24 protein-coding genes are annotated in these 23,706 nt (G+C 72.8%); 10 read left to right on the top strand and 14 right to left on the bottom strand.

From position 1 onward, the window contains the following. Positions 1 to 160 precede the first annotated feature (160 nt). The 3 genes from V1633_RS00540 to V1633_RS00530 form a co-directional block, all read right to left on the bottom strand. Complete coding sequence (locus V1633_RS00540) at positions 161 to 1,582, bottom strand: PhoH family protein (protein WP_407951930.1); 1,422 nt, start codon at positions 1,580 to 1,582, stop codon at positions 161 to 163. 369 nt (positions 1,583 to 1,951) lie between these two features. Then, positions 1,952 to 2,284: a hypothetical protein gene (locus tag V1633_RS00535; RefSeq protein WP_331212082.1), complete on the bottom strand. Its 333-nt coding sequence runs from the start codon at positions 2,282 to 2,284 to the stop codon at positions 1,952 to 1,954. A 153-nt stretch (positions 2,285 to 2,437) separates the two neighbouring features. Beyond that, positions 2,438 to 2,782, bottom strand: a complete 345-nt coding sequence (locus tag V1633_RS00530; protein ID WP_331212081.1) for a hypothetical protein — start codon at positions 2,780 to 2,782, stop codon at positions 2,438 to 2,440. Positions 2,783 to 3,046: 264 nt separating this feature from the next. On the opposite strand from V1633_RS00530, the gene V1633_RS00525 reads away from it, so the two are divergent. The 3 genes from V1633_RS00525 to otsB all read left to right on the top strand — a co-directional run bounded on the left by V1633_RS00525 (position 3,047) and on the right by otsB (position 4,936). After that, a complete protein-coding gene (locus V1633_RS00525; RefSeq protein WP_331212080.1) occupies positions 3,047 to 3,487 on the top strand; it encodes a helix-turn-helix domain-containing protein in 441 nt (146 codons plus the stop codon). A gap of 161 nt (positions 3,488 to 3,648) precedes the next feature. After that, positions 3,649 to 4,020, top strand: a complete 372-nt coding sequence (locus tag V1633_RS00520; RefSeq protein ID WP_331212079.1) for a hypothetical protein — start codon at positions 3,649 to 3,651, stop codon at positions 4,018 to 4,020. Positions 4,021 to 4,111: 91 nt separating this feature from the next. Beyond that, positions 4,112 to 4,936, top strand: coding sequence for a trehalose-phosphatase (otsB, locus tag V1633_RS00515; RefSeq protein WP_331212078.1), 825 nt, complete (start codon positions 4,112 to 4,114; stop codon positions 4,934 to 4,936). Between the two features lie 87 nt (positions 4,937 to 5,023). Here the strand turns inward: otsB and V1633_RS00510 are convergent, their stop codons facing one another. The 7 genes from V1633_RS00510 to V1633_RS00480 form a co-directional block, all read right to left on the bottom strand. Next, positions 5,024 to 5,794 carry an isoprenyl transferase gene (locus tag V1633_RS00510; RefSeq protein WP_331212077.1) on the bottom strand — a complete coding sequence of 257 codons (771 nt, stop codon included), beginning with the start codon at positions 5,792 to 5,794 and terminating at the stop codon, positions 5,024 to 5,026. A 17-nt stretch (positions 5,795 to 5,811) separates the two neighbouring features. Further along, positions 5,812 to 6,960, bottom strand: a complete 1,149-nt coding sequence (locus V1633_RS00505; RefSeq protein ID WP_331212076.1) for a geranylgeranyl reductase family protein — start codon at positions 6,958 to 6,960, stop codon at positions 5,812 to 5,814. An 11-nt stretch (positions 6,961 to 6,971) separates the two neighbouring features. Next, a complete protein-coding gene (locus tag V1633_RS00500; RefSeq protein ID WP_331212075.1) occupies positions 6,972 to 7,868 on the bottom strand; it encodes a hypothetical protein in 897 nt (298 codons plus the stop codon). A gap of 182 nt (positions 7,869 to 8,050) precedes the next feature. Next, positions 8,051 to 8,830 (bottom strand): HAD-IIA family hydrolase, encoded by a 780-nt coding sequence (locus V1633_RS00495; RefSeq protein ID WP_331212074.1) that lies wholly within the window; start codon positions 8,828 to 8,830, stop codon positions 8,051 to 8,053. A gap of 89 nt (positions 8,831 to 8,919) precedes the next feature. Next, complete coding sequence (locus V1633_RS00490) at positions 8,920 to 9,972, bottom strand: ferrochelatase (protein ID WP_331212073.1); 1,053 nt, start codon at positions 9,970 to 9,972, stop codon at positions 8,920 to 8,922. 89 nt (positions 9,973 to 10,061) lie between these two features. After that, entirely contained in the window at positions 10,062 to 10,838 is a 777-nt protein-coding gene (fabI, locus tag V1633_RS00485) for an enoyl-ACP reductase FabI (protein WP_331212072.1), read from the bottom strand. A gap of 56 nt (positions 10,839 to 10,894) precedes the next feature. After that, on the bottom strand, positions 10,895 to 11,599 hold the full coding sequence (locus V1633_RS00480; RefSeq protein ID WP_331212071.1) for a beta-ketoacyl-ACP reductase: 705 nt from the start codon (positions 11,597 to 11,599) through the stop codon (positions 10,895 to 10,897). Between the two features lie 165 nt (positions 11,600 to 11,764). On the opposite strand from V1633_RS00480, the gene V1633_RS00475 reads away from it, so the two are divergent. The 4 genes from V1633_RS00475 to V1633_RS00460 all read left to right on the top strand — a co-directional run bounded on the left by V1633_RS00475 (position 11,765) and on the right by V1633_RS00460 (position 16,154). Beyond that, positions 11,765 to 13,096, top strand: coding sequence for a sensor histidine kinase (locus tag V1633_RS00475; protein WP_331212070.1), 1,332 nt, complete (start codon positions 11,765 to 11,767; stop codon positions 13,094 to 13,096). After that, the gene (locus V1633_RS00470) at positions 13,093 to 13,758 is read left to right on the top strand and encodes a response regulator transcription factor (protein ID WP_331212069.1); all 666 of its coding nucleotides are present in this window, start codon (positions 13,093 to 13,095) and stop codon (positions 13,756 to 13,758) included. Before V1633_RS00475 ends, V1633_RS00470 begins: the two co-directional genes overlap by 4 nt. 132 nt (positions 13,759 to 13,890) lie before the next feature. Further along, positions 13,891 to 14,817: an alpha/beta hydrolase gene (locus V1633_RS00465; protein ID WP_331212068.1), complete on the top strand. Its 927-nt coding sequence runs from the start codon at positions 13,891 to 13,893 to the stop codon at positions 14,815 to 14,817. Continuing rightward, positions 14,814 to 16,154, top strand: coding sequence for an acyltransferase family protein (locus V1633_RS00460; RefSeq protein ID WP_331212067.1), 1,341 nt, complete (start codon positions 14,814 to 14,816; stop codon positions 16,152 to 16,154). Before V1633_RS00465 ends, V1633_RS00460 begins: the two co-directional genes overlap by 4 nt. A gap of 669 nt (positions 16,155 to 16,823) precedes the next feature. Here V1633_RS00460 and V1633_RS00455 read toward each other — a convergent pair. From V1633_RS00455 to V1633_RS00445, 3 genes are read right to left on the bottom strand one after another with little or no spacing between them, the layout of a single operon-like run. Beyond that, on the bottom strand, positions 16,824 to 17,774 hold the full coding sequence (locus V1633_RS00455) for a VWA domain-containing protein (protein WP_331212066.1): 951 nt from the start codon (positions 17,772 to 17,774) through the stop codon (positions 16,824 to 16,826). After that, positions 17,771 to 18,718 carry a DUF58 domain-containing protein gene (locus V1633_RS00450; protein WP_331212065.1) on the bottom strand — a complete coding sequence of 316 codons (948 nt, stop codon included), beginning with the start codon at positions 18,716 to 18,718 and terminating at the stop codon, positions 17,771 to 17,773. The genes V1633_RS00455 and V1633_RS00450 overlap by 4 nt, the downstream gene beginning before the upstream one ends. Beyond that, positions 18,715 to 19,866 carry an AAA family ATPase gene (locus tag V1633_RS00445; protein ID WP_331212064.1) on the bottom strand — a complete coding sequence of 384 codons (1,152 nt, stop codon included), beginning with the start codon at positions 19,864 to 19,866 and terminating at the stop codon, positions 18,715 to 18,717. The genes V1633_RS00450 and V1633_RS00445 overlap by 4 nt, the downstream gene beginning before the upstream one ends. Positions 19,867 to 20,011: 145 nt before the next feature. On the opposite strand from V1633_RS00445, the gene V1633_RS00440 reads away from it, so the two are divergent. The 3 genes from V1633_RS00440 (at position 20,012) to V1633_RS00430 (ending at position 22,447) form a co-directional block, all read left to right on the top strand. Continuing rightward, on the top strand, positions 20,012 to 20,242 hold the full coding sequence (locus tag V1633_RS00440) for a hypothetical protein (RefSeq protein ID WP_331212063.1): 231 nt from the start codon (positions 20,012 to 20,014) through the stop codon (positions 20,240 to 20,242). Between the two features lie 292 nt (positions 20,243 to 20,534). Then, positions 20,535 to 21,023, top strand: coding sequence for a PH domain-containing protein (locus V1633_RS00435; RefSeq protein WP_331212391.1), 489 nt, complete (start codon positions 20,535 to 20,537; stop codon positions 21,021 to 21,023). After that, complete coding sequence (locus V1633_RS00430; protein WP_331212062.1) at positions 21,020 to 22,447, top strand: PH domain-containing protein; 1,428 nt, start codon at positions 21,020 to 21,022, stop codon at positions 22,445 to 22,447. Before V1633_RS00435 ends, V1633_RS00430 begins: the two co-directional genes overlap by 4 nt. A 74-nt stretch (positions 22,448 to 22,521) precedes the next feature. On the opposite strand, the gene V1633_RS00425 is transcribed toward V1633_RS00430, so the two are convergent. Continuing rightward, positions 22,522 to 23,667: a phosphatase PAP2 family protein gene (locus V1633_RS00425; RefSeq protein WP_407951929.1), complete on the bottom strand. Its 1,146-nt coding sequence runs from the start codon at positions 23,665 to 23,667 to the stop codon at positions 22,522 to 22,524. Between the last annotated feature and the right edge of the window lie 39 nt (positions 23,668 to 23,706).

Raw genomic sequence — 23,706 nt, 5'->3', positions numbered from 1 at the left:
CGGCGGGAGAAATGATTCTCGACTATCTCCCGCCGCCCGTGGACGCTCGAAGGACACCATTGCGCAAGGTGAGGCTGCTGGGAAACCAGCAGAGAGAAATGTGATCTGGGTCACGCCGCGAATCACCATTGATCCGGGCGAACCCCACCCGCGAGGCCCCCTACAGCGGTACGTCCTCCAACAGATCCGTAACCACCTCGGCGATCGGCGACCGCTCCGAACGGGTCAGCGTCACGTGCGCGAAGATCGGATGCCCCTTCAGCGCCTCGATCACCGCGGTGACCCCGTCGTGTCGTCCGACCCGCAGGTTGTCCCGCTGGGCGACGTCGTGGGTGAGCACCACCCGGGAGCCCTGACCGACCCGGGACAGCACGGTGAGCAGCACCCCGCGCTCCAGCGACTGGGCCTCGTCGACGATGACGAAGGCGTCGTGCAGGCTCCGGCCGCGGATGTGGGTCAGCGGCAGGACCTCGAGCATTCCCCGGGCCAGGACCTCGTCCACCACGTTCTCGTGGACCACCGCGCCGAGGGTGTCGAAGACCGCCTGCGCCCAGGGCGACATCTTCTCCGCCTCCGAGCCGGGCAGATATCCCAGCTCCTGGCCGCCCACCGCGTACAGCGGCCGGAACACGACGACCTTCTTGTGCCGTCGGCGCTCCATCACGGCCTCCAGGCCGGCGCAGAGCGCGAGCGCCGACTTGCCGGTACCGGCCCGGCCGCCGAGCGACACGATGCCGATCGACTCGTCGAGCAGGAGATCGAGCGCCACCCGCTGCTCGGCCGAGCGACCGCGCAGCCCGAACGCCTCCCGGTCACCACGGACCAGCCGTACGGTCTTGTCGGGCAGCACCCGGGCCAACGCGGAACCCCTCGGCGAGTGCACCACCAGCCCGGTGTGGCAGGGGAGGCCGGCGGCCTCGTCCAGGTCGAGCGAGACGTCCTCGTACAGCTTGTTGACCTGCTCCTCGGCCAGTTCCAGCTCGGCCATCCCGGTCCAGGTCGGATCGCTGGCCTGGCCGTGCCGGTACTCGTCGGCGGTCAGCCCGACGGACGCCGCCTTGACCCGCAGCGGCATGTCCTTGCTGACCAGGGTGACCTCCCACCCCTCGGCGGCCAGGTTGAGCGCGACCGAGAGGATCCGCGCGTCGTTGGAGTCGGTACGGAACCCGGGCGGCAGTACGCCGTCGTCGCTGTGGTTCAGCTCCACCCGCAGCGTGCCGCCCGACTCGTTGGCCGGCACCGGCTGGTCCAGCCGCCCGTACCGGACCCGCAGGTCGTCGAGGAGACGCAGGGACTGTCGGGCGAACCAGCCCAGTTCCGGATGATGACGCTTCCCCTCCAGTTCCGTGATCACCACCAGCGGCACGACCACCTCGTGCTCGGCGAAGCGGTGGAAGGCTCCGGGATCGGACAACAGGACCGAGGTGTCCAGGACGTACGCCCGGCCTGCTGGTCCGGGCTCCGCGGCGTCAGCCGGCGGAGACGTCCTGGTCCGGCGCCCGCCCCGGGCTCGGCCCGGAGTCTTCTCGGCGGCGGTCGCGTTCTGGTTGTCGGCCCGAGGATTGGTACGGCGAGTCGTCACAGGCCTGCTCCGGCGGGCGTGCACCCGTACACCCGCGGTCCGCCTCGTCCGGTGCCCGGAGACACGGGGTCGGATGCGGGCCCCGTGGCGTGCATGGTCGCAAGGTCCGGGCCGGCCGGCTGGCCCGGGATGACCCCGCGCCATGCCTAGACGCTAACCGGAGAATGCCAGCTTGGGCTAGGGCATCCGAGTGTGCGACTTGGCACGGGCGTCAGGAGGGCCGGCGGACCGGCCGGGATGCATGCCCCCTGCGCACATCCCGGCCGGCGGGGATCACCGTCACCGGTCTGACGTGATCCCGACGGTGCGCGTCCGTGACGGACCGGCGCACCGTGCTCGCGGGTGACCGCTCACCCCACCGCGCACCGGTCAGACATTCCGACCGGCGAAGGCGTCGGTGGAGTGCCGTCCGCCGTTGGTCGCGGTCCCCGCGAAAGAGGCGCCCGTATACGTCGTTCCCTGACCTACGACGGTGTGGGCGTTGTGCGGTGTGGTGGGTGATGGCACCGCCAACACCGAGGCGATGGCCGCCTGCGCCTCCCGACGTCGACGGTTCCAGGCCCCCCGGTCACCGTCGAAGTACCCCTGCCGGTAACCGAACCGGTAACCGAGCCGGTAGCTGAGCTGGCCGTGCAACCGCCCGACGGCGTAGCTGGACGAGGCGAGCAGCAGTATGAGGAAGACCGCGAAGAAGGGACTCACCCGGTCACCCCGCCCCGATCCCGGCCGACCCGCTGACCGCCCCCGCCGCGTACTCCTTTCCCGTGCACATCCACTCCGATCCCGCTCACGGCCTCTCCTCGTGGTCTCCGGCGTCGCCGTGAGCCATCCCGCCGAGTCGGCCGGTCCGCTCGCTCATGTCTCCTCCGCATCGAAGGAGGTCGGATCGGAGATGAGCAGCCGGTCGAGATCGTCGGTGCTCACCTCCTCGATCAACTCGACGCTGATCCGGCAGCCGTCGAGCACGACCTCGGCAACCGAGGCCCGGCGAATCTCGCCCCCGGCGTCGTACACCCGCACGCTCAGCTCCGGACAGCCGAGATGGGCGCGCCACGAGTTCCATTCCGCCCGGTCACCCACGTTCAGGGAGAGGTAACGGCAGCCGCGCGCGAGGTAGAGCCGCCAGGGCGCGGTGAGACCGGCGGCGACGCCGTCGGCGATCAGACCGAATGCCTGGGCCCGGGTTGCTAGTTCGGTCACCGGACTCCTCCTGTCACGGGAGTGTGACCCCCGTGAGCACGAAATGCCTCAAGCACGAGACACACCGTAAATCGTCCCATACGCGTGACAGTATCAGCTCTTTGTCTGATTACCCCCACACCTACGTACACCTATTGTGGCCACGTGATACCCCTCGACACAAGCCGTGCTAGGACACCACGGAAACGTGAGCCCTTGTCACGCACGCAGTACACACCAACCCCAGACCCCCCGGAACGGGACGGCTGGCCGTACCGTCGACGAGTGCCGGACCGCAGTCAAGGACGGAAGATCGCCTTCGCCGCCTTCGTACGCAAGGCACTCGACGACGCCCGCGCCACCCGCGCCTGGACCGGCACGGAGGTCTCCCGACGCACCGGCGTGTCCCGCCAGACGATCAACCGCTGGGTACGCGGCGAGTGGGCCAGCGACCCCGAGGCCAAGCGGGTCGTCGCGTTCTGCGAGGGGCTCGGGCTGGATCCCGGCGTCGCCTTCGGCGTACTGGGCTGGGACCGGCACTCCCCGGCACGCCCGGCACCGAGTGCGCCGCCGATGGACCCCGACGTGGAGGCACTGCTGCGTCGCCTGGTCGACCCCAACGTCTCCGACGCGGAGAAGTTCCACATCCGGGAGACCATCCGCTATCTGGCTTATCGTCCTGCTTTGCCAACAGAAGCCCGAAAAGGTGGCAAACGAGCTAGCTAGTTACTCAGATGGTGCAACTTCGCGCATGGCACTCATCCAACCACCTCCGGTAATCAAAAACCCACGCTAACGTGCCTCTTCGTACTGCTTGGGCTCGTCGTCGGCGGGGGGACGGGACAAGGCCGAACCCAGCCCTGCGGGACAGAAGGAGGGGTCTAGCCATGACCCTGAAGTGGATGGCAGTTGTTGTCGCGTCGGTGTCCCTGACCCTGTGCGTGACCACGAACGTCGTGGTCGGTGCGGTCCGTGGCGGCAGCCCCGCGCCGTTTCTGGTCAACGCTCTCGCCCTGACCGTCGCCGGAACAGCGACCGTCCTGGCCGTCGTCGCCGATCTCCACGAACGGCTCAACGCGCGGCTCACCGCGCTCACCGAATTTCTCGTCGCCCGCCTCAACGAACTGGACCGCAACACCGGCGACCACAACACGGGATTTGTCGAGGGATACCTGCTGAGCCGGGCACAGGACCCGGCGGTGGTGCCGATCGGACCCCGGCTGCGCGGACGCCGGGCGATGATCAGCGGCGACGACTGAGCACCGGACGAGCGGTTGCCGCCGCGACGCCGGATGAGACGTTTTCGCTTTGACGTCTGCGGCGGCAACCCGCCGAGGTACGCTGACGCCCGTGCGGCCGATCAACACGGGGGAGCAGCCCCCGCCCCGTTCCCTGACTGCGGAGCAGGCTTGGCGGGCCACTGCCGACCGGCTCGAGGGCTGCGTCCTCTTCTTCGACTTCGACGGCACCCTGGCCCCGGTACGGGACGATCCGACAGCGGTGGAACCGGCGCCGAAGGCGCTGGCGGCCATCAACGCCCTCACCTCGGTGGTGCAACGGGTGGCGATCGTCTCGGCCCGGCCGGTGGAGTTCCTCCGGGACCGTCTGGCCAGCGTCGAGGGGGTGGACATCTACGGGCTCTACGGCCTGGAGCACATGCTCGCCTCCGGTGAGACGGTCACCGAGGAGGCCGCCCTGCCCTGGGTGCCGACCATGGCCGAACTCACCGACCGGGCCCGCGCGGAACTGCCGGAGGGCACGCTCGTGGAGTACAAGCGGCTCTCGGTCGCCCTGCACTGGCGGACCGCGCCGCACCTGGCCGGCGTCGTCGAGCAGTGGGGCCGCGAACAGGCCGAACGACTGGGCCTGCGGCTGCAGGTCGGCCGGATGGTGCTGGAGCTCAAACCCCCGGTCGACCGCGACAAGGGCATGGTGATCGGCGAAGCGGTCCGGTCCGCCAGTTGCGCGTGGTATTTCGGCGACGACGTCTCGGACATCAAGGCGTTCGCCGCGCTACGCGCCCGCGAGGCCGCCGACCCGGACTTCTTCGGCGTCTGCGTCGCCGTCGCCAACCCGGAGACCGGCGACGAGGTGTCGACCGCCGCCGACCTGACCATCGAGTCTCCGGAGGCGCTCGGCGACTTCCTCACCGAGGCTCTGCATCGGCTCACCTGACCGCCGGCACACACCTGCCCTGTCCGGCCCCTGCCGTCGCCTGCCCCGGCGTTGGCGGTGGTGTCGACGGCGCCGTGCCAGCTCCGGCTATGCGCCGTAGCGGCGCTGCCGGTTGGCGTACGAGCGCAGGGCCCGGAGGAAGTCGACGCGCCGGAAGTCCGGCCAGTTCAGCTCGCAGAAGTAGAACTCGGAGTGCGCCGACTGCCAGAGTAGGAAGCCGGAGAGCCGCTGCTCACCGCTGGTCCGGATGACCAGATCCGGGTCGGGCTGACCCTTGGTGTAGAGGTGCTCCGCGATGTGCTCCACGTCGAGGACCTCGGCGAGCTCCTCGATGGTGCCGCCGGCCGCCGCGTGCTCCCAGAGCAGCGAGCGGACCGCGTCGGCGATCTCCCGCCGACCGCCGTACCCCACCGCGGCGTTGACCTGGGCGCCACCCACCCGGCCCCGGGTCCGCTCCTCGGCCGACTTCAGCGCCGCCGCGGTTTGTGCCGGCAGCAGGTCGAGCGCGCCGACCATCCGCAGCCGCCAGGGGTTGCCCTCCTCGGCCAGCTCGACGACCAGGTCCTCGATGATCTGGACCAGCGGGTCCAGCTCGCTGGCCGGGCGGCGCAGGTTGTCGGTGGCCAGCAGATACAACGTGACGTGTCCGATACCGGCCTGGTCACACCAGCCCAGCACTTCCTTGATCTTGGCTGCGCCGACCCGGTGCCCGTCGTTCGGGTCGAGGAAGCCCATCTCCCGTGCCCACCGCCGGTTGCCGTCACACATCACCCCGACGTGCTTCGGTACGGGCTTGCCGGCGAGCTTCGCCGTCAGGCGTCGCTCGTACACCGAATAGATAAGGTCGCGCAGACTCATCCCCTGCAGCGTACCGATCAGAACCGCCGAGGGAAGTGCCGCCCGGCCGCCGCAGGGACGGCAGCGGCCATCCTGGTCAATGTCCGGAGGTTCAACCGGCCGTCTCCCAGGCCCAACTCGACGAGCGTGCGGAATACCTCGGCGTCCCGATCAGCCGCCCGGACCACCGTGTCCACCACCGTCCGGCGCCGGGCCAGCCAGGCCACCGCCGAACTGTGCCGCAGGTGCCGGCCCAGCCGCCGCCGCAGCGCGGCGGCGTAGCGGTCCGCCGCGACGTGCGGTGAGCCGGCGGCGGCCGCCCCGGCGAGCGAACCGGAGAGGACCGCGTAGAAGATCCCCTCGCCGGTGAACGGGTTGATCAGCGACAGGGCGTCCCCGGCCAGCACGATCCGGCCCCGTCCCGGAACCGGACGCCGGGTCGACAACGGCAGGTGGTGGGCCCGTAGCCCGGTGGCGGCGGCGGTGTCGATCTCGGGTAGCAGGGCGGCAAGTCGCTCCAGCAGCTGGTCCCGGCGCAGCGGACGCCCGGCGAGCACCTCGCCGTACCCGATGTTGGCCCGCCCGTCCCCGATCGGGAACACCCAGGCGTAGCCCGGCCAGTGTCGGGCCGAGGTGACGATCCGCTGCTCGACCGGGCCGGCGGCGGCCGGCGCGTAGCCCCGGATGGCCAGCGCCAGGTGCCCGTCCGGGTTGGCGCCGTGACCGAGCGCGCGACGGACCACCGAGCCGGCGCCGTCGGCGCCGACCACCGCCCGGGCCGCCACCAGACCGTCGAGCACCACCAGCCCGTCCCGGACCTCCACCCGTCGCACCGGATGCCGGTGCAGCCGGGCTCCGGCGGCCAGCGCCGCCGCCACCAGCCGGGCGTCGAAGACCTGGCGGGGCACCGTGTACGCGGGCCGGGGCAGCGGACGCGCCACCTGGCCGCCGCCCGGCGCGACCAGCCGCAGCGCCGGCACCGGCCGGTAACCGGCCACCGCGTCCGGCACGCCCAGTTCCGCGAGTACGTCCAGCGCGTGCGCCGCGATGCCGTCCCCGCACGCCTTGTCCCGGGGAAAGTCCGCCCGGTCCAACAGCAGCACGCTCGCGCCGAGCCGGCGGGCGGCCAGTGCCGCACTCGCGCCGGCCGGACCGGCCCCGACCACCGCCACGTCGACGGTCTCCACGGCCGCTCACCTCACCCGGGACGTGCGCTCACCGGCGGCCCGGCCGGATCCTGACGCAGTCCGCCCGGATCCGGCCCGGACGCGTCCGGATCCGGGACCGGTCCGTCCGCGGCGGCCCGCCCGGCCCGCCGCAACCCGTACAGCGTCATCGCCGCGGCGACGACCAGCGGCGTACCGTCCCGGACCAGGCCGTCCACCCCGAGCAGCAACCAGCACAGCGGCAGGTTCACCGCGAGCACGAATACGGTCACCAGCACCAGCAGTACGGCCGCCCACCGCTTGCCGCGCAGCAGGAAGAAGCTGCTGAACAGCACCACGTAGCTGACCGCGACGCCGATGACGAACCACAGCACCACGGTAGGCGCGGCGAGCAGCCGCCCGTCGAGGATCGTGCCGATTGCCACCAGGCAGGGCACCAGGGTCAACGGGCTGTACGTGAACGCCGCCACCCGGGCGGTGAGCAGCCAGCCGGTCACCGGAGGCCGGCGCGGGGCGGCCTCCTGCCAGGAGACCCCCCGCCGGTCGATCACCAGCCGGTTGGGGTGCCGCACGAGATGGTCGCGTACCGACGGCGAGCGGTAGAGCAGCCAGACGACGGCGACACAGAGCGCGGTGAGGATCGCGAACCCGAGCAGCCCGGGCAACGGCGGCACCCCGGCCCGGGGCACGATCAGCCGGCCCACCGCGAAGATCGTGGTCACGGCGAGGATCAGGCCGAACGGGCGGGCGGCGGCCCGACCCCGCCGGACGTGCCGGATGAGGATGAGGAAACCGAGCGTACGCAGCAGCGCCCAGCCGGTGCGTACCGCGAGCCCGAAGCCGCGCTCCGGGGCGTACCACCAGTTGAGCACGTCGACCACGACGGTGGCCACGGCGGTCGCCGCGAGCAGCCAGGACAGGGTACGCACGGCGGCCGGCCGCCGGACCGGGGTCGCGGCGGGGGGGGGCCCGGGGGGGGGGGGGGGGGGCGGGGGGCGGGGGGGGGGGGGGGGGCGGCGCGGCGCCCCCCCCCCCAGGGGTTGGGGCCCGGGGCCGGCCGGGGGGGGGGGGGGCGGGGGCCGCCCCCCCCCCCCCGACTCCGGGACGACGGTCAGATCTCGTCGATCAGATCGGCCACCGAGCCGACGATCCGGGACGGCCGGTACGGGTACCGCTCGGCCTCCGTCCTGGTGCTGATCCCGGTCAGCACGAGGATCGTCTCCAGCCCCGCCTCCAGGCCACAGAGGATGTCGGTGTCCATCCGGTCGCCGATCATGGCGGTGGTCTCCGAGTGGGCGTCGATGGTGTTCAACGCCGAGCGCATCATCATCGGGTTGGGCTTGCCGACGAAGTAGGGCTCCACCCCGGTCGCCTTCGAGATCATCGCGGCGACCGAACCGGCGGCCGGTAGTGCGCCCTCCGTCGAGGGGCCGGTCGGGTCCGGATTGGTGCAGATGAACCGCGCCCCGCCGTCGATCAGCCGGACCGCCTTGGTGATCGCCTCGAAGCTGTAGGTCCGGGTCTCCCCCAGCACCACGTAGTCCGGGGCGTAGTCGCTGAGGACGTACCCCACCGCGTGCATGGCGGTGGTCAGGCCGGCCTCGCCGATCACGTACGCCGTACCGCCGGGGCGCTGGTCGGCCAGGAACTGCGCGGTGGCCAGCGCCGCCGTCCAGATCGACTCCTCCGGTACGTCGAATCCCATCCGGTTCAGCCGGGCCTGCAGATCCCGGGCGGTGTAGATCGAGTTGTTGGTGAGGATCAGAAACGGCTTGCCGGAGGCGCGCAGCCGGCTGACGAACTCCGGGGCGCCGGGCACCGGCTGCCCCTCGTGCACCAGTACGCCGTCCATGTCGGTGAGCCAGCTCTGCACCGGCTTACGCTCGATCATGCCGCGCCTCCACGTCGGACGGCCCGCTGGTGTGACTGCTTCATGTCTCTCCTGATCAGGGGAAGGTTCGGCGTGACGGGCGTGCACGGTCACCGTGGCCCGGGCCGCCGGGGCGGCTGGCAGCAGTCGACCCCGCAGGTGTCCCAGGCGGGCAGCCGGGGGCCGTCGGACGATCCGGCCAGCCGTCGCGGGACCGCGTTCGCCGGATCGAGTCGCTCCAGCACCAGTTCCCGGACCATCGCCACGAAACGTGGGTCGGTGCCGGGCGTACCGGCCCGGACGAAGTCCAGGCCGAGCTGTTTGGCGGTGTCGGCCGCCTCGGTGTCGAGGTCCCAGACCACCTCCAGGTGGTCGGAGACGAAACCGATCGGGCTGACCACGACCGAGGTGACCCCTTCGTCCACCAGGCTGCGCAGGTGGTCGTTGATGTCCGGCTCCAGCCACGGCACCTGCGGCGGCCCGGATCGACTCTGCCAGACGAGGTCGTGGCGCAGGTCGGGGGCGGCCGCGGCGGCGACCAACGCGGCCGTCTCGCGCAGTTGTGCCTCGTACCGGCCGCCGTCCGGGCCGGCGGTGGCGGCCATCGAGACCGGGATCGAGTGGGCGGTGAAGACCAGCCGGGTGGTGGCCCGGCGGCCCGGGGCGAGGGTGGCCAGCGCGGCGGCGACCGCGTCGGCGTGCGGCTCGACGAATCCGGGATGGTCCCAGTACTGCCGCAGCTTGTCGACCCGGGGCGCGTCCGGCCCGACCGCCGCCCGGGCTGCCGCGATGTCCTCGAGGTACTGCCGGCACGACGAGTAGCCGGCGTAGGCGCTGGTCACGAAGCCGAGCGCGGACCGGACGCCGTCGTCGCGCAGCTGGGCGACGGTGTCGGCCAGCATCGGGTGCCAGTTCCGGTTGCCCCAGTAGACCGGCAGGTCGAGACCGTGCGCGGCGAAGTCGGCCCGGATCGCGGCCAGCAGTTCCCGGTTCTGCTGGTTGATCGGTGACACGCCGCCGAAGTGCCGGTAGTGCTCGGCGACCTCGGCGAGCCGCTCCGGCGGGACGTTACGGCCCCGGGTCACGTTCTGCAGGAACGGCAGGACGTCATCGGGCCGCTCCGGGCCGCCGAACGAAATCAACACCACCGCGTCGTACGACATGGCACCATTCTTGCCCGCCGGCCGGAGCGGTCAGGAGGGGGCCCTTCCGCACCGCCGGCCACCGCCCGGCGACAAGAAGGGCCCCTTCCTTACATCTTGCCGGCGCCGAGCGCGTGGTAGCCGCCGTCGACGTGAACGATCTCACCCGTGGTGGCCGGGAACCAGTCGGAGAGCAGCGCCAGGCAGGCCCGGGCGGCCGGCTCCTGGTCGGTCAGGCTCCAGCCCAGCGGGGCCCGCTCGGTCCAGGCGTTCTCGAACTGCTCGAACCCGGGGATCGACTTCGCCGCCATGGTGCGCAGCGGGCCGGCGGAGACCAGGTTGCTGCGGATCCCCTTGGCGCCCAGGTGCAGGGCCAGGTAGCGGGAGGCCGACTCCAGCCCGGCCTTGGCGACGCCCATCCAGTCGTACACCGGCCACGCCTTGGTGGCGTCGAAGGTGAGCCCGACCACCGCGCCGCCCGGACTCATCAGCGGCAGCGCGGCCACCGCGAGCGACTTGTAGGAGTACGTCGAGACGTGCACCGCGGTCGCGACGTCCTCCCAGGGCGCGTCGAGGAAGCCGCCGCCGAGGCAGCTCTGCGGCGCGAAGCCGATGGAGTGGACCACCCCGTCCAGCCCGTCGACGTGCTCCCGGACCCGGTCGGCCAGGGTGTTCAGGTGTTCGGTGTTGGTCACGTCGAGTTCGATCACCGGGGCGGGCTCGGGCAGCCGCCTGGCGATCCGTTCGACCAGCGACATCCGGCCGAAGCCGGTGAGCACCACGGTCGCGCCGTTCTCCTGGGCGAGCTTCGCCACCGAGAACCCGATCGACTGGTCGGTGATGATCCCGGTGACGAGCAGCCGCTTGCCGGCCAGCAGTCCAGACACGTGCAGATCCTCCCTGCGTTCGGGCTGAAAAGGTGAGGCGGTGACGCCGTCGGCGGTCAGTGGCCCAGGCCGAGGCCGCCGTCGACCGGGATGACGGCGCCGGAGATGTAGCCCGCGGCGTCGGAGGCGAGCCAGGTGACCACGCCGGCCACCTCGTCGGCGGCGGCCATCCGGCCGGCCGGGATGGACTTGATGATCTCCGCCTTGCGGTCGTCGCCGAGCACCGCCGTCATGTCGGTGTCGATGAAACCGGGCGCGACCACGTTGGCGGTGATGTTGCGGGTGCCGAGTTCCCGGGTGATCGACCGGGCCACGCCGACCAGACCGGCCTTGCTGGCCGCGTAGTTGACCTGACCGGCACCGCCGGAGAGGCCGACCACCGAGGAGATGAAGATCATGCGACCCCAGCGACCCCGGACCATCTTGGTGGCGGCCCGCTTGGCGCAGCGGAACGCGCCGGTCAGGTTGGTGTCGAGCACGTCGGTGAACTGCTCCTCGGACATCCGCATCAGCAGCGTGTCCTTGGTGATGCCGGCGTTGGCGACCAGCACCTCGACCGGGCCGAACTCCGCCTCGACGGCCGAGAAGGCGGCGTCGACCTGGTCGGCGTCGGTGACGTCGCAGCGTACGCCGAAGAGGTCGGCCGGCGGATTGCCGCTCCGGTGGGTCACCGCTACCCGGTCCCCCTGCTTGGCGAAGGCCTGGGCGATGGCCAGGCCGATGCCCCGGTTACCCCCGGTCACCAGCACAGTTCGGGCCACGGTGTCTCCTCCTCTGACGTGACGGACGCGCACGGTGGTGCGCGATGGAGACTAGGCGCTACCGGCAGGTAATCAGTAACCGGGGCGCGTCGTACCCAGGTACGACGTGCGGAATCGTGCCACGGGGGTACGAGGGGGAGATCGTCCGCCCGTACCCTGACGCGGATGGAGAACGGCACCGTCGGCGTACTGCGACTCGCCCTGGGTGACCTGCGGCGGCTCCTGCTCGGCCCGGACTACCCACCGGCGCCACCCGTCGGCCGGGGACGGCGGTGGCCGCGGGTGCGGGCCTATCTGGTCCCGGTGCTGCTGCTCGCGCTGATCGGGCTGACCGCCGCCGCCGCGCAGTACCTGACGGACGAGCGGAAGCTGCCGCTGCCGGCCGCGCTGCTGATCGCTGTCGGCTCCACCCTGCCGGCGGCGCTGGCCCCGTACCGCCCACTGCTCGCCTGGCGGGTCGGCTACCTGGCGGTCCTGTTCGGCACGTTCAACGCGACCAGGGACGAGGCCTGGCCGTGGAACCCGGTGCAGATCCTCGTCTTCCTGTTCGTGCTGGTGGTGGTGGCCGGGCGGGCCGGCATCGGCGTCGCGGCCTGGGCGAATCTGCTCACCCTGTGGCCGGTCTACTTCTTCGCCACCAGCAGCGGGAACGCGCACGGCGTCACCGTGTTCCTCGCGGTGCTGCTGATCCTCGCCGACCAGGTGCGGCGGCGCCGGCAGAGCCAGCGCGCCCTGGTCGAGCAGGCCGAGCGGAGCGAGCTGGAGCAGGCCCGTCGGGCGGTGCTGGAGGAACGCACCCGGATCGCCCGGGAGATGCACGACGTGGTGGCCCACCACATGTCGATGATCGCGGTGCAGGCGGAGACCGCGCCGTACCGGCTCACCGGGCTGGCCGAGCCGGCCCGGGCCGAGTTCACCGCGATCGCCGGCTCGGCCCGGGAGGCGCTGACCGACATGCGCCGACTGCTCGGCGTACTGCGCAGCGAGTCGGCCGCCCCGGAGACCGCACCGCAGCCAGGGCTGGCCGAGCTGCCCGAACTGGTCGAGGCGGCCCGGCGGGCCGGGATGTCGGTGACCCTCGACGGTCTGTCCGACCCCGAGCCCGCCGGCACCCCGCCCGGCGACGTCGGGCGGCCGGCCGACGACGAACCCTCCGACCCGGCCGGGCGGCCGCCGGAGGCGGTCGCGCTGGCCGCGTACCGGATCGTCCAGGAGGCGCTGGCGAACGCCGCCCGGCACGCCCCCGGCGCCACCGTGCGGGTCGTCCTGGACACCGACGCGACAGCACTGACCGTCGACGTCCGCAACGGACCGGCGGGACCGGGCGGACGGGTGGCCGGGCAGGTCGGCGGCGCCGACGGCGGGCCCCGGCACGGGCTGACCGGCATGCGGGAGCGAACCCGGCTGCTCGGTGGCACACTCACCGCCGGTCCGACCGACCAGGGGTACGCGGTGACCGCGTACCTGCCGTACCGCGCGGAGGAGGAGAGTCGTTGATCCGGGTGCTGATCGCCGACGACCAGGCGATGGTGCGGCAGGGCTTCGGGGCCCTGCTGGCCGCCCAGCCCGACCTGCTGGTGGTCGGCGACGCGGCCAACGGCGCCGAGGCGGTCACCGCCGTGCGGCGGCTGGACCCGGACGTCGTGCTGATGGACATCCGGATGCCGGTGCTGGACGGGCTGGCCGCCACCCGGCAACTGGTCGGGGACCGGCCCGACCAGGACCGTCCGCGGGTGCTCATCCTCACCACCTTCGACCTCGACGACTACGTCTACGAGGCGTTGCGGGCCGGGGCGAGTGGCTTCCTGCTCAAGGACGCCCCCGCCGCCGACCTGGTGCACGCGGTCCGGGTGGTCGCCGCCGGGGACGCACTGCTCGCCCCGACGGTGACCCGGCGGCTGATCGCCGAGTTCGCCGGGCGCCCCGACCGGGAACGGCCCCGACCGACCTCGCTCACCGGGCTCACCCCCCGGGAGACCGAGGTGCTCCGGCTGATCGCCCGGGGCCGTTCCAACACCGAGATCGCCGGTGACCTCTTCGTCGCCGAGCAGACCGTGAAGACGCACGTCGGGCGGATCCTGGCCAAGCTCAACCTGCGGGACCGGGCCCAGGCGGTGGTCGTCGCGTACGAGTCCGGGCTGGTCACGGCGGGTGAGTAGTACTCCAGGTGGTCCCGTGGTCCTCCGGTAGCCCGTCCGTGGGGTGACGACCGGACCCCCACCGCCGTCGCACGCTTTCTCCGAGATCAACCCGGCCGGCCTGTACCGGTTCCGGGGGCGGCACGGAGGGGGATGAGACGGATGGTGTGGCGACGACCGGTCCGCGGCACGTTGGGTGGCCTGCTGGCCCTGGGCCTGCTGGTACCGCCACCGGCGGAGGCGGCCCCGCCGACGACGGTGACCGGCTTTGTCGACAGCTACCCGTCGGTGGCGTCGGCGATGCGGGCCGCCGGAGCGCCGTACGCCGACTGGGTCTCGTCCGGCCGGTCCTTCCTGGACTTCGACCCGCGCGGCGACGGCCGGATCGTGGAGGTGCTGGGCGACCCGGGTACCGCCGACCGGATCGTGGTGCTGGTGCCCGGGGTGGCCAGCACGCTGCGGAACTTCGACCGGGGCCTGGGCGGGGTGACCCGACGCGCCCCGGCCGCCCAGGCCCGCGCCCTGTACGACGAACTCCACGCCACCGGCCCCGGTGCCCGGGTCGCCGTGCTGGCCTGGTTGGGCTACGACCCGCCGGACGGGGTGGGCCTGACCGCGGCCCGCCCGGACAGCGCCCGGGCCGGCGTACCGGCCCTGGTCGGGCTGGTCGACGTGCTGGTCCGACACCGCCCGGCGGCGACGGTCACGTTGGTCGGGCACAGTTACGGTGCGCTGCTGCTCGGCCTCGCCGGGCCGGCGCTGCCGCCCCAGGTGACCGCCCTGGTGAGCGTCGGTGGTGTGGGGATGGGGGTGGACCGGGCCCGGGAGCTCGGCACCGGGGCCGCCGTCTGGGCCGCCGAGGCACCGGACGACTGGATCCGGTGGATCCCGGCGCTGCGTGTCGGTGACGTCGGGCACGGCGTACGGCCGGCGACGCCGGGTTTCGGTGCCCGGCCGCTGCCGGTCGACCGGGTCTCCGGACACGACGGCTACCTGGTTCCGGGCAGCGACACCCTGCACGCGATCGCCCAGGTGGTACTCGGTCCGGACGCGACCACGAACGGGCAGGACGTCCGATGAACCCGACTGTTGCCCGGCCCGCACACCCGACGGACCGGAACCGGACTCCGGCGGGGCGTCCGGCGAACCCGGACGGCGACCGGGACCGGGCGGTGGACGGGTTGCGGGCGTACGCGATCGCCGGTGTGGTGCTCGGACACTGGCTGGTCACCGCCCTGGTCCTGGCACCGGACGGCGCGCTGCGCACGGCGAGTCCGCTGCGCGCCATGCCGGAGCTGGTACCGGTGACCTGGCTGCTGCAGACGCTCGGGCTCTTCTTCTTCGTCAGTGGGTACGCCTCGGCCCGCTCACTCCGGGCGGCCGCCGGCCGTGGGGTGGACCCCGGCCCCTGGCTCCGGCAGCGGCTCGGTCGGCTGGTCCGGCCGGTCACCGTACTGCTCGGCGGCTGGGCGGTGGTGCTGGCCGGCGCGGCGGTGCTCGGCGTACCGGAGGCGACCCTGCGGACCGCCGGCACACTCCTGGTCAGTCCACTGTGGTTCCTGTTGCCGTTGACCGTGCTGTTCGCGCTGACCGGCCCACTGTCCCGCGCCCTGGACCGGTACGGGCCGGTCCGGCCCACCGCCCTCGCGGTCGCCGTGGTCGGGTTGACCGACCTGATCGGTCGGCTGGCCGGCCCGGACGGCGGTGCCGGTCCCGGCGACGGTGCCTGGCGGGTGCCGGTGGCACTGCTCGCCGCCTGGCTGGTGCCGTACCTGCTCGGCATCGCGCTGGCCCGGGACGCCTCGGTCGGGCGGGTGGGGCACCGGCGTACCGGCTGGCTGCTGCTGCTCGGCGGTGCGGCCGGGATGGCCGCGCTGGTGCTGCTCGCCGACTACCCGGCCAGCGCGGTCGGCGTGCCCGGCGACGGTGTCTCCAACCTCGACCCGCCGTCGCTGTTCACCGTCTGCCTGGCGCTCGCCCAGGTCGGCGTGGCGCTGCTGGTCCGTCCCGCGTTGGCCGGCTGGCTGGCCCGACCCGACCGGTGGCGTCCGGTACGCCGGGTCAACCGCGCCGCGATGGCCGTCTACCTCTGGCACCAGAGCACCCTGCTCGGGGTGACCGCACTGGCCGCGCTCGGCGCCCGGGCGGTCGGCCTCGACGGCGTACCCGGGCTGCACACCGTGCCGGACGGCGCCGGCTGGCTGGTCGCCCGGCTGGCCTGGCTGCCACTGTTCTGCCTGGTCCTGGCCGGTCTGGTCGGCCGGTCCGCGGCCGGCGCCGACCGGGACGCGGCGGATCGGGCCGGGGTGGCGGCGGATCGTCGGCGGGGTGGGCCGGTGCTGCCACGACGTCGGATGACCGACAGTCCGGAGCACGTCGGTCAATTTCAGCCGGACGACCGCCCGGGTGTACGATGACTCGCGTTCCCGGCCCCGTCGACGTGTTGGAGGTGATCGCTGTGCGAGATAGCGATCCTCCCAGTCGTGGCCGGGCCGTTCGTCAGTCCGCCTGAGCCATGACTCACCGGCCCGACTGACCCAGCCTCGCTCCACCCCGCAGCACCGAGCCCGAACCCGGGCATCCGGTGCGCTGCGCGTGTCTCGGTTCCCGTCAGGTCCGAGCCGCCGGCGTGGAGTGCCCGGTCACGACTTCGTGTGCGCGTCCGCTGATCCCCAGACTCACCCGTCGTCCGGCCCCGCGCCGGCCCGGGGAGTCTCAGTCGCCACCGGAGAGCAGAATCATGCACCGTTACGTCGCCCCGCTGGGTTTCACTCTCGCCGCGGCCTGGGTCGTGGTCCTTTTCATGCTGGTCCGCGCCACCCCGTGACCAGCGCCACCCGACCTGTCCCGGTGACCGGCGCCACCGGACCTGTCCCAGGCATGCCCGGCCGCGCCGGCGCTGTCGCAGGCACGCGGTCGGCGCCGCCGGTGACCGGCCCCGCCGAAGCTGTCCGACGCCTGACCGGCCTCCGCACGCCTGCCGCAGGCCCGGCGCCCACGGCCGGCCGGACGCGGCACACGTCGCCGCCGAGCCGGGGGTGCCTCGTGGATCCCGGCACACCGCGCCGGGGTCCACGAGGCATCCGCTAGACCAGCCGCGACGTCCAGAGCAGGCTCATCCCGGCCGCGCAGAGCGCCAGGAGCAGCGCGATCCCGGCGTACCAGTGGGTGATCTCCCGGGCCTCGGTCCGGAACCCGATCGAGCTTCCCATGTCCTGGTAGACCTGCTTCAACTCGGTGACCGAGGCCGCCTCGTAGAAGAAACCCTGGGTGGTCTCGGCGAGTTCGGCCAGCGCGAGCCGGTCGACCGGCACCCGCTGCACCTGGCCACCGATGTCTACCTGCCCGGAGTCGGTGCCGAACGCGATCGTCGAGACCGGCACGTTCGCCGCCTGGGACGCCGCCGCGGCCTCCTCGACCGACCGCCCGGCCGTCCGGTAACCGTCGGAGAGCAGCACGATCCGGGCCGGTGGAATGCCCTGGGCGCCGTCCGCCGGCACCGACCGGATCGCCTCCAGACAGGTGAAGACCGCCTCACCGGTCGCCGTCGCCTCGGCCAGTACCAGGCCGTCGATGGCCTGGGTGACCGCTCCCCGGTCCTTGGAGGGCGGGACCAGGACGTTCGCGGACTTGGCGAAGGCCACCAGTCCGAGGTTGTAGCTCGGCGGCAGCTCGCCGACGAACTGCTTCGCCGCCTCCTGGGCGGCCTCCAACCGGTTCGGCGCCACGTCGTCGGCCTCCATCGACAGCGAGACGTCGATGGCGAGCATGATCGTCGCCCGTTCCAACGGCTCCTTCCGGTCCACCGACGGTCGGGCCATGCCGGTGGCGAGAACCAGCAGCGCGAGCAGGAAAACGCCGGCGGCGGCGTGCCGGCGCCAGCCCAGCCCCTTCGGGGCGAGCGTACGGAGCAGTTCCACGTTGGTGAACCGCATGGCGTACGTACGGCGGTGGAACTGCCGCCAGACGTACGCCCCGGCGAGGGCGAGCACCGGCAGGACGGCCAGCAGCCACCACGGTTCAAGAAAACGGATCATCGAGTCGTCCCCCGGGTACGGGCGTGTCGCTGCGCCGCGACGAACCGCACCATGTCCAGCAGCCAGTCAGAGTCGGTACGCAGCCGCAGGTGCGCCGCGCCGGCGGCGCGCAACGCGTGGGCGATCGCGGCGCGTTGGGCGGCGGCCGCGGCGGCGTACCGCTGCCGCAGCCGAGGGTCGGCGGTCTGCACCTCGTGCAGTTCACCGGTTTCCGGATCGACGACGGGAAGCACCCCGACGTCCGGCAGTTCCAGTTCACGCGGGTCGACGACCTCGATCGCGAGGACGTCGTGCCGGACGCCGAGCTTGCGTACCGGCCAACCCCACTGCTCGGGCGGGGCCAGGAAGTCCGAGATCACCACCGCCATGCCGCGCCGCCGGGGCGGCCGGTTCAGGGCGTCGATCAGGCCACCGAGGTCGGTACGCCCCGGCTGGATCTCCATCCCGGCGATGGTCCGCAGCAGCCCCTGGGCCTCCTTGCGGCCGGGACGGGCGGGCAGCCGCAGCACGTCGGGCGTACCGGCACCGGGGCGGTGACCGCCGCTGCCGATCACCGCGCCGATCCGGTTGCCACCCCGGGCGGTCAGGTGGGCGATCGCCGCCGACGCGGCGATCACCAGGTCCCGCTTCAGCCACCGTCCGGTGCCGAAGTCGAGGCTGGCCGAGAGGTCCACCGCCAGCCAGGTCTCCAGTTCCCGGTCGGCGACGGTACGCCGCACGTGCGGCACCGTGGTCCGTGCCGTCACCGGCCAGTCCATCCGGCGTACGTCGTCGCCGGGGCGGTACTCGCGGGACTCCCCCGCCTCGGTGCCCGCGCCGGGAAGCAGGCCGAGGTAGTCCCCCTGGAGCAGGCCGTCCAGCTTCCGGGTCACCAGCAGCTGGAGTCGGGAGAGGACCGCCTCGGCGCGGCCCGGGTTGGCACCTGTCGTCGTACGGTCGGTCATGCCGGCGGGCGTCCCGGCCACGCCGGGCCGGAGACCGGTGAGACCGGTCCGGGGGCGCCCCCGGGCGGCATCCCGGGCACCGGTCCGGCCGGGGTGGCGTGCTGCCGGGGTGCGACCGAGGGAAGCGGAATCGTGGACATCACCCGGTCCACCACGTGGTCGGCCGGGATGTTGTCGGCCAGCGCGTCGTAGCTGAGCACCAGCCGGTGCCGGAGGATGTCCGGGGCGATGTCCTGGACGTCCTGGGGCAGCGCGTAGTCCCGTCCGCGCATCAGGGCGAGGGCGCGGGTGGCCCGGACGATGCCGAGCGAGGCGCGCGGGCTGGCGCCGTACTGGATGAGTTGGGCCACGTCCGGCATGCCGTGCTCGGCCGGGGCCCGGGTGGCGAGGACCAGCCGGACCGCGTAGTCGACCAGCGCGTTGTGGACGAAGACCTGGTCGGCCTTCTGCTGCAACGCCATCAGCTCGACCGGGGTGAGGACCGAGGAGGGTTCCGGCGGGCTGACCCCCATCCGGTAGACGATCTCCCGCTCCTCGACGTCGGTGGGGTACCCGACGATGATCTTCAGCAGGAACCGGTCCCGCTGCGCCTCCGGCAGCGGGTAGACGCCCTCCTGCTCGATCGGGTTCTGGGTGGCCATCACCAGGAACGGGTCCGGCACCGGGTGGGTCTGCCCGCCGATCGACACCTGCCGCTCGGACATCACCTCGAGCAGCGCGGACTGCACCTTGGCCGGCGCCCGGTTGATCTCGTCGGCGAGCAGGAAGTTCACGAAGACCGGCCCGAGTTCGACGTCGAACTTCTCGCTCGACTGCCGGTAGATCCGGGTGCCCACGATGTCCGCCGGCACCAGGTCCGGAGTGAACTGGACCCGGGCGAAGGTGCCGCCCACCACCTTGGCGAGGGTCTCCACCGCGAGGGTCTTCGCCACGCCGGGTACGCCCTCCAGCAGGCAGTGCCCCCGGGCCAGCAGGGCGACGAACATCCGCTCCACCATCCGGTCCTGCCCGACGATCACCCGCTTGACCTCGAACAACGCGCGTTCGAGCAGGCTGGCGTCCTCGGCCGGCGTCGTACCGCCCGGGCCGGGTGCACCACGGGAGACGTCGGGTGGAACAGGAGCGTCGGGCGTGGTCGGCTGGGCCACCGGTCCTCCACAGCAGGGTCACGGGATCAGATGCGTCGGCGACGGGCGCCGTCCCAACTCTCGCACGTCCGCTCGACCGACCGCGAAGGGAGAACCAGGATTCTCCGCCCCGGCGCGTCGCCGGACGCGGCGTACACTCGCGGCCGTGACTGACAGGTCCCCCGCCCCGGTGTCACCGGTCTGCTCGGCCCGGGGCTGCCGGACGTCGGCCATCTGGGCGCTGCGCTGGAACAATCCACGGCTGCACGAGGCGCAACGGCGGAAGACCTGGCTCGCCTGCGCCGAGCACCGGGAGTCCCTCGGCGACTTCCTCGGGGCGCGCGGGTTCCTCCGTGAGGTCGCCCCGGTCGACCGATCGCCTACGCTCGACACGTGAGGCGAGCGAAGCGAACGAGGCACGCGACGTGAGCGAACCCGGCCACGTGCGCAACAACGGCGACCCGGGCGGAGACGGCGGCGGTCACCCCGACGCGCCCGCCGCCACCCCGGACCACGGTCCCGGATTCCCGCCGGCCGACGTCCCGCCGGGCACTCCACCGGCGCGCGACACCACGAGCACGTCGCCGGCCGACATCTCTGACGCTCCGCCACCGGTCGGCGCCGCGAGCCCGCCGCCGGCCGGAGCACAACCGGCCGGCACCGCCGTGGACGCTCCGCCGGCCGGGTCGATGGATCCGCTCGAACCATGGCCGGAGACCGTACGCTGGCAGTCCGTCTCCCGGAACCTGATCTGGGTGGAGGCCGTGCGGCTCGGCATCACCGTGCTGGTCATCCTCGTCGGCCTCGGCGTCGGCCTCGCGCTGACCGGGCACTGGTTGTTCGGGCTGGGCATCGGTCTGCTCGTCGGCCTGACACTGTGGGAGCTGGTCGTCATCGCGCGCGCCGTCCGGGCCTGGGGGTACGCCGAACGCGACCACGACCTGCTCGTCCGGCACGGCCTGCTGGTCCGGCGCCTGTCGATCGTGCCGTACGCCCGGATGCAGTTCGTCGACGTCACCGCCGGACCACTGGAGCGGGCCTTCGGCCTGGCCACCGTGCAGCTGCACACCGCCGCCGCGGCGAGCGACGCCCGGGTGCCGGGTCTGCCCCCGGCCGAGGCGTCCCGGCTCCGCGACCGGCTCACCGCGCTCGGCGAGGATCGGGCGGAGGGTCTGTGAGCAGCGGCGACGCCGCCGAACCGTCGCGGCGGCTGCATCCGCTGAGCCCGGTGCTGCACGGTGCGAAGTCGCTGGTCGTCATCGTCGCCGCGCTCTCCTGGTCGACGCTGTCCCGGGTCGGCCTCGGCTGGTTCAGCCTGCTGGTGGCGGTGCTGCTGGTCGGCGCGGTCGCGCTCTCGGTGATCAGCTGGTACAACACCGGCTACCACGTGGTCGGCCGGGAACTGCGGATCCACGAGGGCCTGGTGTGGCGGCGGACCCGGGCGATCCCGCTGGAACGGCTGCAGGCGGTCGAGGTGGTCCGGCCGCTGCTGGCACAGCTCAGCGGGCTGGCCGAACTCCGGCTCGAGGTGGTCGGCGGCGGCAAGACGGAAGCGCCGCTGGCGTACCTCACCGTGGCCGACGCGGTCGTGCTCCGCGAACGGCTGCTGAGCCTGGCCGGCCCGGTCCCACAGCCCGGACCGGAACTGCCGGCCGGAGCGGCCGGCGCCCCGACTGTTGCTCCGCCAGCCGGTGAACCCGCCGGTACCGCACCGGTCGGCGCGCCGCCGACGCCCACCGTGGCGGTGCCGGGTCTGCCGGGAATCGCCATCGGCGCCGGCTCGGTGCCCGGCCGGCACCTGCACACCGTGTCGAACCGGGACCTGCTGGTCAGCCAACTGCTCACCCCGCAGGCGTTCCTGCTGCCGTTCGGCGTCGCGTTCGTGGTGGTGCAGTTCCTCACCGAGGACTCGTGGTCGTTCATCGCCGTCGCCAGCACCCTCACCGCGATGGCCGGGGTGATCCTCCAGCCGATCCGCCGGGTCCTCGACGACTGGGGCTTCCAGCTCGGCCGGGACGACGCCGCGCTGCGGGTCCGGCACGGCCTGCTGGAGACCCGTGCGCAGGCGGTACCGCTGAACCGGCTGCAGGCGATCAACGTCACCTGGCCGCTGCTCTGGCGGATGAAGGGCTGGCTGCGGCTACGGCTGTCGGTGGCCGGGTACGCGGTCGGCGAGTCCACCGACCGGAACCAGCCGGACCGGCTGCTCCCGGTCGGCGACCTGGCCACCGCCCAGCGCATCGTCGCCGAGGTGCTGCCCGGGGTGGCGCTCACCGGCACCCTGACCCCGCCGCCGGCCCGGGCCCGCTGGGTACATCCGCTGGCCCGCAACGCCTTCGGTGCCGGCCTCTCCGCGCGGGTCTTCGCCGTCCGGTCCGGACTGCTGACCCGGGAGCTGGTCATCGTGCCGTACGCCCGGATCCAGTCCGTCCGGGTGGTACAGGGGCCGCTGCAGCGACGCCTGCGCCTGGCCACCGTCTACGCGGACACCGCGGGCGGGCCCAGCGCGGCGGCACAGGACCGCGACGTCCACGAGGCGTGGGCGCTGGCGGCCGAACTGACCGCACGGGCCCGGTCGGCCCGGGTCGCCAGCCGAGGCTGACCCGCCCGCCTGGTCCAACCGCCGAGGCTGACCGCCGCCGGGGTCAGTGGCCGAAATTGTCCGCCCCCCGGCGGTCAGCGGCCGAGGCTGACCGTCCGGTCCGGGCCGGGGGTCTCCGGGGCCGGTCCGGCCACCTTCTGCTCCGCACCGACCGCTGCCGAACCCGGTCCGGTCTGGCCCGGCACCGCATCCGCCGGGGCGGACTCGGGGGTGGCCGCCGACGCCGGCTCGGGACCGGTGTCCACCGGTTCGGCTCCGCCGCTGCGGCGGCGTGCCTTCCGCGCCGCCCACCACCGTTCGGCCAGCCCGACCACGAGGAAGGTCAGCCCGACGTACGCCCAACCGACCAGTACGTCGATCACGTAGTGCTCACCGGCGTAGACCAGGGTGAAGGTCATCGCCAGCGGGTAGCAGAGCAGCAGCGGCCACCAGCGTCGCCGGGTCACGCCGAGGAAGAAGACCACCACGAACAGCGCCCAGGCGGTGTGCAGCGACGGCATCGCGGCGACCGGGTTGGAGGCGATCTGGCCGGCGTTGAGCAGGTTGCCCGCGCCGTGCATGCCGAACTCACGCCAGCCGCGGGTGGAGATCCGGGCGACGTCCGACAGCATGCCGTACTGGGCGGCCCACCACGGGGGCGCGGCCGGGTAGGCGAAGTAGGTGACCAGACCGGCGGCGCAGAGGAAGCCCCAGCGGCGCATGAACGCGGCCCAGCGGCCCCGGTCCCGCAGCCAGAGCACCACCGCGGCGGTCAGGGTGACCACGAAGTGCGAGAAGTACACCCAGCTGACCAGCACGTCCCACCAGTGGATGCCGTCCGGGTCGTAGAGGTACCGCTGCAGCCAGATGGTCGGCACCTGACCGTCCATCAGCCAGCCGAACATCCAGCGGTCGGCGGCGATCAGCTCGTACGCGTGCGGCGTGGCGCCGTTGTCCGCGAACCCCCGGGACAGGTTGTAGAGGGCCAGCAGCACCACCACCGGCAGCCAGTCACGGGCGAAGCCGAGGTGGGTACGCCAGGGCCGGTCGCTGCGCCAGGCGATGGTGGCGGCCCAGAGCCAGGCGAAGGCGTAGAGCGGGTCGGTGGGCAGCCCGATCAGCAACCAGCAGGCGACGAAGGCCACCGCCCAGATGGACATGGCGACGAACCGACGGCGGCTGTCCGGTGCGGACGGCCCGGGTGGCGTGGCGGGTGGGGTGTCTGTGACGGTCGCGTGCATCGCCGTCCAGGTTAACGGCGGCCCAACTCCGGGCTGAGG

The sequence above is a fragment of the Plantactinospora sonchi genome, from assembly GCF_036422035.1.
Lineage (GTDB): Bacteria > Actinomycetota > Actinomycetes > Mycobacteriales > Micromonosporaceae > Plantactinospora > Plantactinospora sonchi.
Note: the sequence above shows the minus strand (reverse complement) of the source record. Positions and strands in the feature narration are given on the sequence as shown.